Source organism: uncultured Succiniclasticum sp., from assembly GCF_902793885.1.
Classification (GTDB): domain Bacteria; phylum Bacillota; class Negativicutes; order Acidaminococcales; family Acidaminococcaceae; genus Succiniclasticum.
Genome location: NZ_CADBFF010000015.1, coordinates 21280 through 37702, shown reverse-complemented (window position 1 = coordinate 37702; position 16423 = coordinate 21280). Strand labels below are relative to the sequence as shown.

The following is a 16423-nucleotide window of genomic DNA, read 5'->3' as shown; positions in this document are numbered from 1 at the left end:
TGCGGATGCGCAGCGGTCTATAAATACAAACGGTTTTTTCCTTCACGGGTTTTACGGGGGTCATTTTATGAACAAGGTCTACAAGATCATCTGGAGTAACGTACGGAAATGTTATGTGGTGGTGTCCGAAATTGCCAGGAACCGCGGAAAGAATTCTACAAAGAGCATAGTGGAACAACTGGGCTTCGGCGCCCTGTCTGCAGGACGCTGTGCCCTTCCGCTGTTGCTGACGGGTTTCCTGCTGCAGTCCGTGCCGGGATTTGCTTCTGTGATTACGGATAAAAATGGGGCTTCCGTCATCAATGCCGGTGACAAGGTGCACAATATCTATGCCCAGCGGCAGGTCACGAGCGACAAGGTCAGCCTGAGCATAAACCAGTTCCAGCAATATAACGTAACTGCCGGTGATGTGGCCAATATGCATTTCCGGATGACGAAGGACGGGAAGGACACTAACGTTCTGCTCAACCTGGTGAAGGAACGGATCAATATCGGTGGCACGGTGAATGCCATTAAAGGAAACCGTATTGACGGCGACCTGTATTTTATCAGTTCCAACGGCATGGCGGTGGGCAAGACCGGCGTCATCAATGCGGGACGCATGGTGGGCCTGGTGCCGGACAGTACGTATTTCAACCGGATTTTACGGAACGGGGATTCTGATCTTGCTTCGTATTATCTCAGCGACCTCTCCAAGTTCGGCCAGCGGGACGAAAAGGGCAATTTTATAAAGATGTCTGACCGGTGGTCTGTTAACAATAACAATAACGCCAGCATTGATATTGCCGGCCAGATCAACGCTCGCAGCGGCATCGTGCTGGGGGCCAGCAATATTGTCATTCAGAACGGATCCTTGCTGCAGAGCCGCAAGGATCTCGACTTCACCAATCTGGTCAATGCAAAGAAGGAGGACGGGTCGGTTATCACCAGTGCGGGCCTTAACAAAACCAACACCGGCATGACTATGGTGCCGGCCACGGATAAAAGCGGCGATATCATCCTGCGGGCGGAAGCGGTGCAAGAATACACCAACAACCTTGTGTTGCCTCTGCAGTCATATGATGCCATATTTAATACTTCCAATACAGCCAATGTCGAGGTGAAAGGCGCCATAAAAGGGGACGCCGGGGTAGATGTGTCAGCCAATGCCAAGACCACCTTTGACAATACTACATGGATGGGAATCAAACCTACCGACATGGCCAAAGAACTGTTCAATGATCTGGGAATTAACATGGACGCAGACTGGGCTGTAAAAAAGAATACGGCGTCTGTGGCTTTGAAACAGGGCGGCAGCATTGAAGCCGGCGGAAGAGCCGCGCTGCAGTCTGACGCAGGACTCAGTGTGAAGCTGAAAACAGCCACACTTGGCAAAAAGACGTATGATTCTTCTGCTGCCATACCGGTGGCGGCTATTGATGTAGCGAAAATAAAAAATAAAGCGCTGGTAGATGTGCAGGGAACGCTGAAATCCGGAAGCGATATGTCCCTTGCGGCGACTGCAGTGACCAGTGCAACCCTTACTTCTGTAGCCTCTGTGCCCAATATTGCCCCTAAGCCAGATCCGAATGATCCGGAGGACAAGGGCAACGCCATTTATGTGGGTGTGGCGTGGATCACCGGAGACAGTGTGGCAGATGTTATCCTTGGCGCAGGCGAAGCCGTTACGGCGGGGGGCGCTTTTTCTGCCGATGCCAAAGCAACCAGTACTATGGGAGCCTCGACGTCTGTGGAAGGCAGAGACAAGACCTTTGCCTCCACATCCATCGGGGTAATAGATTATGATTCCGCAGCTAACGTTACACTGAAGCGTTCTGTAACAGCAAATTCAGTGAAAGTGAACGCGGAAAATAACGTAGCCGGACTGGACCTCTCGGTCAATGACGGTACTGGCTGGGGGGAAAACGTATATGTCCAGTATCAGGTAGCGGGAGATACCATTGCCAATGTTCTGGCCAAGAAAGTTATTGACAAGTTTGGCTGGACTGCTTTTTCAAACGGCGGCAGTTTAAAAGGACTGGAGAATTTATTCACCAAAACTCAGGAATACGTATCGGCCGGGGCATCGGTGGGGGTTTTGGACAGCAGAAATACGGCAAATATTACGGTAGCTCCCGGTGTGGTACTGAAGGCCACTGGGGAGAATGTAAAGAAAGATAAAAACGGCAACGTTGTAAAAGATGAAAAGGGAAATGCCGTTGCCGACGGATTTGTATCCCTGACGGCCAACACTTATGTGGGCAGCCTTCATCATTCCGTGGCCGGCGAAGCCAATAAGCAGGATAAGGATACCGCCTCCAAGGTGACGGTTGCGTCGGCCGTACTGTACAGCCGTCTGGATAATGACGCGGCCATTGACCTGCAAAGTGATGCAACGACGCATAAGGGTGTAACACTGATCAGCGATAAAGGCGATGTGACCTTGAACGCAGGCGCAAAACAGGTGTATGACCCTCTGGAACCCATGAAGAATATTGTGGACCGTCTGGGGAAACTGGTCAATACCCTGAAGGCTGCGTATAAAGAGTTCCCGGAACTGACCAACCTGCATACGGAAGCTGTCAAATTGTATGAAAAGAGAAAGGACGGAAGTATCAGTGAATCCACGGCGGGAGCTTCCCTGGCGGATCTCGGTTATTCTCTGGGTACCTTCCTCACCCGTGAGGCTAAGAATCTGATCGCGGTGGATCAGGGCATACAGGGACTGATTCAGGATGTCTCCAATGCAATCAGTCCGGCTTCGTATACCAATTATTATGTGCGCAGTTATACCGTGGATTCCCAGGACAGCGGATCTAATCTGGATTTGGCGGCCTCGGTGAATGTAGCCAGACTCCATAACAAGGGTATCGTTTCTCTGGGAGAGAACGCTTCTGTGACGGCAGGGAAAAATATCAATATGGATGCTTCCACCGATACCAATGTGGTAAGCTTTACCGGCAACGGAGGCGAGTACCTGGCCCTTTCGGAAAGCAATGGTAACGGGGTGGGCGCCAGCGTGGCCGTGCAGGACTTTGCCGGTGACAGTATGATCCTGTCAGGGAAGGGCGTTTCCCTGAAGGCTGAGAAGGGTGCTGCCGGAAAAGACAGCGGCAAGGTGACTCTTCATACCAATAATTCCATGATCCAGACCGGCGTGATCCTGAGCGCAGGCAAGGCGGACAGCCATACAGGCGTATCCGGCTCCTTGAATATCCTGGCAGGGGGCAGTAACAGTCTGGTGCTGGTGGACGATGAGTCTGTGGTGAAGGCGGCCAATGCGGTGACCCTGGCTGCGGATAACAGTACTACGGTGAGCAATATCGTGGGTGGTCTGGCACTGGGCAGTTCCAAGACCAACCTTGCCTTAGGGGCCGGTGTGGCCTGGAACGCGCTGGATATAAACAGTATGGCGGCGATAGCCGACAGCGGCACTGACGCAGCGGTTACTACAACGGATACGGATACAGATGACTTTAAGAAGAAAACAGCAGATGAACAAAATGCCATAAAGGCTGCCAATACCCTGGCCAGAGCCCGGAAACTGGCGAAAGAACGGGCGTCGGTGCAGGCGATGGACACGGCGTTTGCCCTGTCTGAGAAAAAGATGACCGCTTCTCTGGGAACCAAAACGGCAAAAGGGGCGGCCAAAGGCAGTGTGACCGCAAGGGATATCACGGTGACTGCCAACAGCGGCGGTACGGTAAATTCCGTAGCCCTGGAAGGCGCCTCGAATTCCGAGAACCACAGCGGCTTTGATACGTTTGACAAATGGAGCAGTGTCGGAGCGTCTGTAAAAAACCAGACTACGAAAGCAGCCAAGGCGTACATCGCAAGTCCTCTGACCAAATTGCAAAAATGGTATGGGAATCCGGAAGTAAAAAGCAAATGGGATTTTTCGGGCTACAATCCGATTACTGCCAGTAATGAACTTTCTACTGCCGCTTTTAACGCAGCGGCGGCGGGCAGTGTTGCCATAAACCAGAATGCCGGTGAAACGGCGGCGGTTATGGAACGCATGCAGTTAAATCTGCGCAAGCAGGCGAACTCGGAGGCTGCCGGAACATTGAACAATACAGCCAGTGACGATCTGTTTACCGGCGCCTGGTCCGGAGCGGCGGCCCTGAACTGGTTTACCGGCGGAGAAGGCTCTCCTTCCAACAATGGTGCATTGAAAGGCGCTCTGGGGACAGCCGTGTCCTTGAATTTGCTGAACCGTAACGTAAACGCCCTGATTCTCTCTTCGGATATTTCCCAGGCCGGGGCTGTGAAAGATATGGCTGTAAAGAATGGGGCTGAAGCAGCCGCATCCCTGGGGCTGGCTGTTACCAATGACCGCGAAGGTACGGCAGCGGATGGCGCAGTGGCGTTCGGCCTGGCTCTGAATAAAGATAGCAGCGACGTACACGCCCTGCTGAGGGACAGCAGCTCTTCGTATGAAAAGTCCAAGGACGGAGTAGCCTATTCTGACGGAACAGACATCAGCGTCAGCGCCTATGACGGCGATGTACAGGTGGCCGGCGGCGTAGACCTGAGCTGGGTCAAAAATGACGGTTTGGGTGTTTCTGTCGGCGCTACAGCAGCTCTCAGCGTAATCCGAAATGATATGCAAAGCGGTATTAAAGGTGGTTCCTATAACGGGCTCACCAGTCTCAAAGTGGCCGGAGAGGATGCCCTGGTTCAGACGAATGCGGCGGTGGGCCTGGGTTTCAGCCGTTCGGCAAAGGGCTTTACCTCGGCCGGTTCTGTGGCCTATGCGGCTCTGACCAATACCAACCTCGGTTTTATCAGCGATACCACTGCCGTCAATGCCAGTGGGGAAGTGTCTGTGACCAATCAGGACATATCCACCAAAACCGCGGACGGCAAAGATAAAAATAAATATCTTGCCTACCTGAAGGAGCGCAAGATAGACGCAACGGGTCTGGGTTATCTGGGCAAAAAAGCAAAGGATACGATGAACAAGGCTTCCGGCAACGACATCGTCAATGTGGCTGTGGATATTGCCGAAAGCAAGAGCCTGACGGGCAGTATTGCGCTGGCTGTTGGCGATGTGACCAATACGTTCAATTCAGATATTACCGGCAATAAAAAGATTGTGGCAGACGCTGTAAAAGGAGCTGCCAACGTACACAGCAACGTAGTGTCAGTGGCGGTTGGCGCCAGTGTCAGCGAAGAAGCTTTTGGCGGCGTCGGTTCTGTTGCCGTGAACGATTTGAAACAGGACAATATTGTGTCTGTGACCGGCAACCGGGATGGCAGTTCGGAAAAGAGCGGTATCCTTGCCAATACGGTGAGCGCTACAGCCCGGAACACATCACGGATCATCGGTTTCACCGGCGATTTTGCGGGGGGAACCAATGTAGCAGGCCTGGCGGTTGCCTATAACATGATGAATGATACTACCGGCGTTTACTTCAGTAAGAACCGGATTGGTGCAAAGGATGCTGCAAAAGGTACGTCTGTTTCTTTGGATGCCCAAAATGATGCCTATGCATTAGCTTTTTCCCTTGGGGCGGCGGCAAGCTATAAGGATACAGGAACCGTGGCAGCTCACGGTAATTTCGGTGTGAACCGGGGCGTTAACAATACAGTGGCGGTGATCGGTGAGGACAAGGATGGTAAAAAGGCCGGAACCGCGTCGGAACGGGATGTCATCCTTGATGTGGCTTCCCTGCAGGTGAATGCTGCTGATAAGACCACCAAGACCAGCATCGCCGGAGACGTGAATCTGGCCCTGAACGAAGCCAGCTTAGCCCTGGGAGTAGGTGTTGCCCTGACGGATATCGGTGTGAAAGCTGATAACAATACAAAGAGCGAAAAGGCACGCGCCGAAATTAACAATGCGGATATCACAACTGTCAAAAATGGCAGCAAAGCGCCTGTTATCAGCGCAAAGACTACCAATACATCCAGCGCCACTACTACCGCCGTGGGGATCGGTATTACGAAAAAATCACTTGTGGGCAGTCAGATTATACTGGCAGACACGGAAACGAACAAATTGACTACGGCAGGCCTGCACGATACCGTTATTGATAAGGGCAATGATACCGGCAGCAAGGCGGCCGGCGTAACCGTGCATGCGGATAGTAAATCTGAAGTGGGGGCCGGTGCGGCAGCTGTACAGATAAGCGGATCGGATACGTTCCTGACCGGCATTGTGGCTGTGGGCAGAAACCGTGTCCGGGATACTACGAAGGCGGATGTTTCTTATGCCAAAAAACCGGATGCTGTTTCCCTTAATGCAGGGAACCTGAGTATCGGCGCATCCTCCTCCAGTTCCATTATGAGTGTGGCGGCAGGCGCTTCCGTAACGGCTAAAGGCATAGCTGCCATAGGCGGTTCCGGCAGTTATAACGCAGTGGAGAATAATGTCAGCGCCCTGCTGCATAACGCAAATGTAAAGAGCAAAGGGAACGTAGGTGTAGTAGCCCTGAGCGACGATGCCATCACCAACTACGCAGGGATTGCGAATGTGGCAGTCGGCGGAACAGGGGCTTCTGCAGCCATTGGCGTAACCGTGTCGAACAATACGGTCAGCGGCAAAACGGAGGCCCTGATCAGCAATAGTACTGTAGTAGCAGAAGGCAGCAACGATGACGACAAGGTCATCAGGACAAAGAGCAAACTGAAACAGAATACAAAAAATGATGCTTACCTGATTGACGGCGCCGTGACAACCAATACCTGGAAGAGCAGCAAACTGCAGACAGGCCGGATGGAAGAGAAAAAGACCGGCGTGGTGGTAGATTCCTCCGCGACCCATTCCATTGCCTCGGTTATGGCCAACGGCGGCGTGGCGGTAGCAACGGCCGGGAGTGTGATGGCAGGAGCCTTAGCCGGTATCGTCAACCTGAATTACATCAGCGGCGCGACCACTGCGAAAGTCCTGGATTCCCGGATTAATACCGAATCTGTCCGCAGCGACGTACATGTTCATGCGGCGGACTACAGCAACGTGGCGGAACTTAGCGGGACGGCGGCCTTTGGTTTTAGCGAAAAGGCTACCGGTACGGTCGGCTTCACCGGTACCACCAATTCGGTGGACCGTGTTACGGCGGCCGGTATTTCCACGTCGTCGACTAAATGGAACGAAGAAAGTAAACAGTATGAAATCCGCGATACCGACAAAACTAAAAATTTGGTCTATGCCAATAACTTCTCCGTCACCGCCGACGCAAAGCAGGCTATGTCCGGCCTTAATGTGACCGGCGCTTTAGCTCTCAGTTCAACAGGTTCCTTTGAAACAGGCGACAATTGGAATACGAATACCATGGAAAGTTCTACCGTTGCCACGGTGACCAATACGACTGTCCGGTTCCGGGATACAGCCAGGGTGGAGGCGGTCCATGAAGACCGCACCTATAACATGAACGTGGCGGCAGGTTTGGCAATTGCGGCTGATGTAAAGGATGGTGTGACTGGTTCCCTCAATGTGGGTGTAGGGAAAGTTAATGAAAAATCCGTAGTGACAGCCAATGTGGAAAACAGCAAACTGGAGGGGACGGATCCCGATAAGTCGTCCCTGTCTGTAAAGGCGGACAATGCTTCCAGCCTGGACACTACCCTGGTTTCCGTCGGCGTGGCGGTATCCTTGCTTGGCTTCGGTGTAGCCTCCAGTGTATCGCTCAACAACCTGAATTCCAATGTGACCAGTCGGATCGCCGGCAGCGAACTGACGGCGGGAACCATGGCTTTAGATACGAAGAATACCATTTTTATCATGGATAAGGTTGGTACAGGCGGTGGAGGCGGTTCTCTCGGCGTCGGCGTGGGGGTCGATACCATTACCATTAACGATATGGTCAGTACCGTGATTAATAACAGTACCCTGAAAGCAAAGAAAAAGATGACCGTGGGCACCGGGGCAGAGCGGATGGTAGACGGTAATGTCACCGGCGCAGGTCTTGGCATTGGCGAAGTTGCGGTTAATGTGCTTTCCGTTACGGTAAACGGCGGGCTGCAGGATACAGAAAATGTGCAGGATGACCAGGGCGGCATCTATAACTCCGGCCAGACGGCGCAAACGGTGACGGATACGGTCAATACCTCGGTGTACCGTGATCTGTCCCAGAGCTTCCACGGCATGTCTGCAAGTGAAAAGAAAGAGATGCAGAAAAAAATCGAAACGGAAGCCAAGCGAGAGGGAACCGCTAAGGGTACAGGCGTGCATGCCTATGTATTAGACAATTCGAAACTGGAAGTGTCAGACGGGGATTTGTCCATTCTTAACCAGGAATTCAATGACGGGGATCTGGTAGGCGGCAGCTATGGTTTGGGAGGCCTCTCAGTCAACGTACCGGATGCTACATTCCGCCTGAACCTGCAGAATGACATCCTTGTAAAAGAATCCGAACTGACTGCCAACAGTGTGAATCTGTCTGCCCGGCATGGGAACCTGAAAGATACGACAGACGGAATCAAGGCCTACACCTATCAGGCAAATCTGAGTGTGGCGGGCATAGGTACAGGTAATTCAAGCATTATTACTAAAGGCACGACCGGCGTGCAGACGCAGTCGGCTAATCTGACGGCCAGAAACGGCAATCTGACCCTGGAATCCCTGGACACTTTGAAAGGACGTTCAAAAATGATAGGCGTCACTGCGGGTCTTGGGATTGGCGTAGGCGTCAGCGTGGCCCGGTTCGAGAACCTGTCAGCTAATAATATAACCGTCACCGGCGAGAGCGAGTTAACGGCAAAGAAAGAAGATAAAAACAGCAAGGATACGGAAAGAGAAGCTGCTACGATTCTGCTGAAGGCAAGCCGTACTGGTACCGTGGCCGCCAAATCCCTGGGCGTCGGCGTCGGCGTCGGGGAAGTGATCGTGAATAAGGGCCAGGCTATTGACAAGAGTATGGCCTCCGTATCCGTCATCCGCGGAAACAATTCTTTAACGGCGGACGATTTGCGCTTTGAAGCTGTCAACGCTCCGGTGCTGAAAGCGGAATCCGGCGGTACGGAAGTCGGCGGAATTGGGGTTTCTGTCATGAAAAGCGAGGCCCGGGCTGAGTCCAAAGCGACAGTTTGGGTAGCAGACGAGAACAGGCTGCTGGGCGACGAGGTACTGGCCCGGGCCGTCATCGGTAAAGAAGGCCAGCTCATGACCCACGCGGAGACCCACGGGACGAACGGGACCGTTATAGGCGTCAATCCCAATACAGCCGATGCCATAACCAAGACTTCTGCTACCGTGGATATAGGCTCGGCAATTTATAAAACTGCAAAAACGGGCAGTTCCGGTCAGGAGGCAGCGGTTACCAATCTTTCGCTCGTTTCCCAAAACTATGCCAGTCGCAAGACGATTGTAGGTAATACGACGATCGGCCTGGTTTTAGCCATAGGCATAGGCAACGCGGAAGCGACAGCCGAAGACAACAGCATGGCAGGAGCCTATGGCGGCGATGTGAAGAACCTGAAGGTCAGAGCGGAAGGGAAGGGCAGGACGGATGGCCATGCGGACGGGGATAGCGGCGGAGTCTTTTCCTTTGCGGATCCTTCTATGGTGACGCTGAATACAATAAACCACAACGAGGCAAAACTGGGCGGAGTCTGGAATGTAACAGAGAGTGTCAGCGTGGAATCCTTTCAGGATACCACATCCAAAGGCTCGTCCCGGACAGGCGCCGGCGGCGTTATCAGTGTGAACTGGGCAAAATCGGACAACAATGTGACGGCGGACTCCAAAATCAAAGTGGAAGAAGACGCAATCCTGAATGCGGGCCAGTCCAGTATGAGGGCCTCCAACAGCATTACCACCGGGGCCTGGGAAAACGATAAATATAACAATCATGTTAACATCGGAGGGGTGATCAATGGTGTACCGGATACAAAGTCTACCTCTGTGGTGAAAGCAGAAGCCGAGATTGCTGTTGAAGAACGCAGCAGGGTGACCACATCGCTGGGACAGGAATATAACGCCCATAATACCATGGCTCTTTCCAACCAGGTGGAAGGAAAAGGCGGCGGCGCATTGGAATTCTTTGGCGTACATAGCATCAATAAGACCACGGATTCCAGTAAGATCACAGTGGGGAAAGGCTCTGTGCTGGAACAAAAGGGCGTGCCGGGAGAAAGCGGGGATCTGACGCTGATCACCATCGACAGCCTGGATTTGAATTCTTTGGCAGAATGCTGGATCGGTGGTTTAGCAGGGGTTACAAATACAAATGTGAAAAACGATGTAGAACGGAAGAATGAGATCGAAGTGAATGGAGCCCTTAGCAGCACAGGCGATGTCAACCTGTTCAGCGGAAACGGTACGCTTCGGATGACGACACAGGCGGAAAGCCATAACAATACCGTTATCCCGTTTTATACCGGACCGGATTTGAATTGCAACCTGAAAAATGTCAATGATGTACATGTGGGTGAAAGCGGAAGTGTCACTTCTTTCGGCGACATCAATATTTCGGCGGAAACCGGTTGGGAAACCTTGAAAAAGCGTACGGTACGGGTAGCATGGCTCGCTTGGCCTGGGGATCCGGATGTGAAGGACATTCTTACCAACTCACCGGGCAAGACTGATATTGTAGAAAGTAACATTAATTATGTGAAGGTGGACGGCTCGCTGACAGCGGGAAACGCCAGGAAACTGGATATTACCGTTACCGGGAGCGCTGTGCCGGATACCGGAGGCGCCTATACCCCCGTCACAACCCAGACCCCGTTGGCTATCAAGGTTGATTCCACCGGGGTGGCGCTGACCGAAAAGGATATTAAAACCGGGAATATGGATTACGCAACCCAGCTGGGCGCGCAGCTGGCCGCAGTCAATAAACTGATTGAGCAATACAGCGCCGAATCAAAAGAGGAACGGGAGAAGCACCTGGCATCCTATTTGGGTTATGTGCAGCAGCGTCAGCGTATTTTCGAGGAAATGGACAAGCGGGGCCTGTATGACTGGCAGACCGTGAACGGCCAGCTCGTGAAGATTTACCGCACCGAAGGCTATACCGTCCGGTATGTGGAGATTCCGGAAATCACAGCCAGCGGCGGGAATATTTCCGTTCAGACCAATACGCTGTACGGGAAAGGCAAGCTGGAGGCCAACGGCGCTCCGCAGATTACCGTTACCAACAACTCCAACGCCTATCTGAAGCTGGATGGCATCCAAATCGGCAAGTCCGGCGGCGCTATCCGCTTCCGGGGCACTGATATAACATCCAATGCAAAGATCAATGAGATGAACACAGGGAAAGGTTCGGAGGCGGCTTTTTCTACCTTGCGGAACGATTCAGCGTCCACCAGAGCCAGCGCCATTACTGTGACCAATGATAATAAGGCCGGGACTTCCGTACAGATGAAGGATTCCGCAGGGAAAACAGTATCTTACATTCCCATTACAGATGTAGCTGTAGCCGGGATTTTAAGTAACAGCACCGGCGATGTCCGCATCAGCAATGTCAGCGGATCCATCATTATCGGTTCCGGCACGGAAGACAATGCGGCCAATGTTATGGGACGTACGGTACAGATGATTGCCCGTGACAGTATATCTCAGGAGTTTATAAACGGCATTGTGAATATCGGCGGGGATCCCCGGGTACTGAATGCTACGGAGGTGGAGAAGGCAAAGACTTCCGCCAAAGATGACGTTTCAGCCAATTCTAACAATAAAAAATTGAATTATGCAAAGACCCAGACGAACCTGAAAGAAACGCTTACCGATATTACCCAGGCTGGGCTGGGGCGCATCGCCGGGGATAATATTTATATCTCGGCAGCGGATATCAATGTGAACGGCCTGATCCAGAGCGGCTACAGCAAGTACGAGGCGGACATTGGCGAAATCAATCTCAGCAGCGTGACCGCTAAGAAGAACGAAGTGACGGTGCAGGGCCGGACCATGTATAAAGTGAACGACGGCGGCAAGGTTAAGTATGACGAAAACATCGGCGCTTTCAAGTATGTTGTGCAGGTATACTATGATCCGGCAGGCAAAAAGCTGGTAGTGGAAGATATTGATACGAAAGGCGGTCGTATTTACCTGACCGGGCGTATTTCCAGTACCGGCAACGGCAGGATCCTGGCGGCCAGCGGCGGAGCGGACATCTCTGTTACGAACAGGACGGGCCTGGATATGCAGGTAGGCAAGGTGCTGAATAATAATATTGAAGGCAAGATCACCATCACCGACCTGGCTAACGATACCTGGAAGGAATATACTACTTCCTCCACAAAGACAATCAATCACTACAGCCAGTTCGCGAATGACAGCGTCGCAGCGGAAAAGAATACGGAGATCGTGAACGGCATCGGGTTCAACAACGGCGCTACGCCAGGCGGCACCTATAAACTGAAGGAAGGCCTGCGCTATAACTGGAGTTATGGTCAAACAAACGGTAATACTATCGAATATCATGCTGTTTCGAAAAATCCTTTCTGGCAGAATCAACATACCTCTGTGAGTGAGATGAGCAAACTGGAAGCATCTGCCAAAATAATGGCTTTAGGAGGCACCGGCGAAAAGGAACTGGAACAGGGCGCTTTTATCGGGGAACTTGCCAATGACAGGGACGGCAAGATAGCCGCTACGAAGTTTGGCGGTCTGTATGAAAACAAAGTAAGCAGTGACGAACGAAAAGATTTTTATCAATGGAAAGAAAACGATGAAGCCTGGAGATTTTGGGCCACAACCGATTACCATATGACGTGGAAAAGGGATACCAACGCTACCCAGTCGTATACGTTCTCCCTGAAGGCAGACCGGGATATCGGTATTGGTTTCCTGGGGAAAGAAAACGGCAGCATTGCGTTGGTCAACACGGATACAGACCGTGGAAGCATAAATCTGGCAGGGGACGTCAAAAATAATGCGGCCGGGGCGGCTCTGCTCGTCAAGACAGGGGACAGCATCAACCAGAGCGGCGGAACGAGCCTGACTACGGGTAAGGCGCAACTGAAAGCCCGGCGTAACATTGAAAATATCCAAATTACCTCTCTGGGCAGCCGGACGTTGAACACCGACGGGAGGACCTATACCGCTTCAGACAATGTGGTACTTTACGCGGAGTCTGAACAGGGCGGAAATGTTGACGTAACGGCGGTGGGCGGTACCGTGGAAGGACAGGCTCTGCCGGGGAACGTGTCGGTACAGCTTCTGTCCAGCGGAAAGAATGCGGAAGGGAAGCTTGGCAACGTGTCGCTGAAAGCAGACGGGAACATTGTCTGGGACAGCGCCGGTAAAATGGTGAGCGGCCAGAAGATTACGCTGGAAAGCGTAAAGGGCAGTATTGGAGACAAAAAACATCCCATCCTGATAGCCGGTCCGGTAACTGACGATCTGACCGATCTGGCTTCAGCCGGTATATACGCTTCTGCGCAAAAGGATATTTATTTGCAACAGGATAAAAACGATATGCTGATTGGTTCCATCATTTCCCGGGAAGGGGACGTAGGGCTGACGGCAAAATACGGTCGTCTGCTGGACGCGCTGCCCCAGACTGAGGGAACCGATAACATGACGGAAAATGAACTGGTACGGAGCTGGATCGACGCCGGGCTGATCAAGAACACCGATGATTACGAAGGCGCGTACATTACCCGCCTGAAAAAGGATGCGGCGGAGTACGAGGCCCGGGTGAAGGAGCAGTTTGCCCTGTTCACTTCCGGTGAACGCGTCACCGATGCCATCAAAGAGATGTTTACCAAAAAGGATGGTTCCAAGTATGCAAGTGTGAATGAATTCCTGAAGGCGGACACGCAATATCAGGCGATTGTGGAAAAATACACCCATCCCACGTATACCTGGACAAAAGAACAACTGCTGTATGCAATCCGTAACGCCATCGTCAACAAGGAGAGCGGCGAGACCGCTGTGACCGAGAGTAAACAGGCCAACATTCAGGGGAAGAATGTGAACCTGTATGCCGCAAGCATCGGCAAAACCAGTGAAGGAAGCACGACCATACTGGTGAAAGATCTGGTTGGCAGTTCTGAAACGGCTGTTTCCAACCTGAAGAAGCTGGCATCGGCGGATGCAGCGGACGTAATCATGAAAGACGCCGCAGGTAATATCCTGTCCTTTGCCATAGACGATCAGGGAAAACAGGTTGTAACGGCCCGGGATACCCGGGGCAACACGGTAAATACAGATGGCAGGATCTATTCCTTTACCATCGGCCATCTGAATCCCATAGGCGTAAAGGCAACAGGGCGGATGGACGCCAAGGCATACAACGGAGAGATATTTATTGCAGGAAGAAGCGATGAAAAAGGCCAGTTCTCGCCCGTCAACGTGGGTACCGTTGAATCGGATAAGGAAGTACGCCTGTATGGTCGGCAAGGCATTTATAATGCTTATATTGCAACGATCAGCCCCAATATCTTAGCGAAAGACCTGATTGTGTACGGTGGTATCAAAGATATCGGCACCCAGGATAAATATCTGGGAGTGAAACTGTCCGGCGACCTGCTGACGGCGGCTGCGGACGGCAATGTGTTTATCAAAAATCTGAATGACCAGAGTCGGCTGTGGCTGGGTTCCCTGTATGCCGGGAATACTCTTGGCCTGGATTCCTATTATGGTTTCCTTGCCAGCAACAATCCGGATTACGCTACTGCCTATCTGAATGCAGGAAAACAAATAATTCTGTCTGCCGATCCGTTCATCGGAACAGTGGGAAGTACTCTTTTCGACAGTCCGCTGCGTATCCTTAACAGTGGAACACCCGTCAGCGTGACGGCTGAAAGCGCGAATATTCTGGGTGTAAACGGTTTGCGGGGAGAAGACGCTGTCCTGGTATTGGGCGAAAATAGTGTGTTCGGTGAGTTTAAGGCTGCCAGCAACGGTAACATTAAAGTAACAGGAGATATCGTGGCGGGGCGTAAAACGGGAGGAAAACTGTCCTTGCAAACCGGAAATGGTCATATTGAAGTATTCGGTAACCTGACATCCCGAAAGGGCGATATCGAACTCACCAGTAAAGCAGGTGACATTGAAGTGACAGGCGACATTGACGCCGGACGGGATATCACTCTCAAGACTGGGGCCCATGGTTTGCTTCTCCTGCACGATAATGATAATGAAGGCAACCGGGTAAATATCCATGCGAAACGTAATATTTCCATGCAGTCAGAGCATACGGGTATTGCCGTGTGGGGGAAAGTTACGGCGGATACAGGCGATGTTTCCGTCAGCACGAAGTATTCCTTTATTAATTATCGTGGCGATGTGAAAGCCGGTGGGAATGTAACAGCGGAAATGAAAGAAAGCGGGAACATAACATACACAGGGAACATCCAGGCAGGGAAGAGTATTACTGCTACTATCCTTGGAGGCGGAGATGTTTCATATACAGGGAATGTCACAACCGATGCAAAAACAGGCGGAGATATTACGGCTAAAATTGACGGTTACGGCGACATATCGTATGTAGGTACGACCAGTGCCGGCGGCAATATAGCAGCGGAAGTAGGCGGATGCGGTTCCATTACCTATACAGGCGATACCCAGTCCGGTGAAAATATTACGGCTTATATAACGGAAGACGGAAAAATCAGCTACAAAGGCGCAACAAAGGCAGATGGCAGTATCACCGGTATTGTGGCAGGAGACGGTTCTGTGGAGTACTTGGGGAATGTTCAGGCCGTACGTGATGTTACCGTCAAGACAAACAACGGCGATATTCTTTATGCGGGGGATGTGACTTCGAAAACCGGAAATGTTGTTGCGACTACCAATAGCGGTTCCATTAAATATTCCGGAAGCGTAAACGCCGGCGGGAATATTACCGGTACCGTAAACAGAAAAGGAGATGTCACATATGCAGGTGCGGTATCGGCCGGCGGGGAAGTGAATGCTGCCACCCGGGATGGCTGGATCGAGTATGGCGGTTCTGTGGAAGCAGGTGGTCGCCAGATCATTGCGGAAGCCGGGAACGGCTGGATCTGGTATAAAGGCGATGTGAAGACTGGCGGCAATGTAACTGCTTACATGAGGAACGGGAACATTGTCTATGCCAATTCTGTCGAAGCCCTCGGAAATGTGGAAGCATTGATCAGCCAAAGCGGGGATATCATCTATTTGGGAAAGGTAAAAGCGGGAAACAATGTAATCGCAAATACAAGCATAGGCGACATCTTATATGGAAGCGATGTAACAGCCGGTCGCAGTGTGATTACCCGTACCGGCTCCGGTTCCATTACGTATATGGGCAGAGTGACAGCGGGCAAGGACCTGCCGGAACAACTCCGTAACGGCTATGGAAAAGTTGCCTACTATGACCGTTACGGCCTGATCGGTTATGAAAAGGCGGACGGAACGACTGTGACTGTACGAAATGCGAAACCGGATGAAATTAAGTTCGCGGGTGTTCGGCAGTAAGCGGTTAAAGGAGTGTTGTTGCAGTTTGAAGTAATAGGGCCTCTCCTTGCGGGGAGGCTCTTTTGGTATGTTATGAAACCTTTGTGATTTTATATTCGGTGGCGTTTTTGTCCA

1 protein-coding gene is annotated in these 16423 nt (G+C 51.9%); it reads left to right on the top strand.

Annotated features, from left to right (window positions below):
- Window positions 1-67 precede the first annotated feature (67 nt).
- Window positions 68-16309, top strand: a complete 16242-nt coding sequence (locus tag QZV31_RS08480; protein WP_295359600.1) for a leukotoxin LktA family filamentous adhesin — start codon at window positions 68-70, stop codon at window positions 16307-16309.
- Window positions 16310-16423 lie beyond the last annotated feature (114 nt).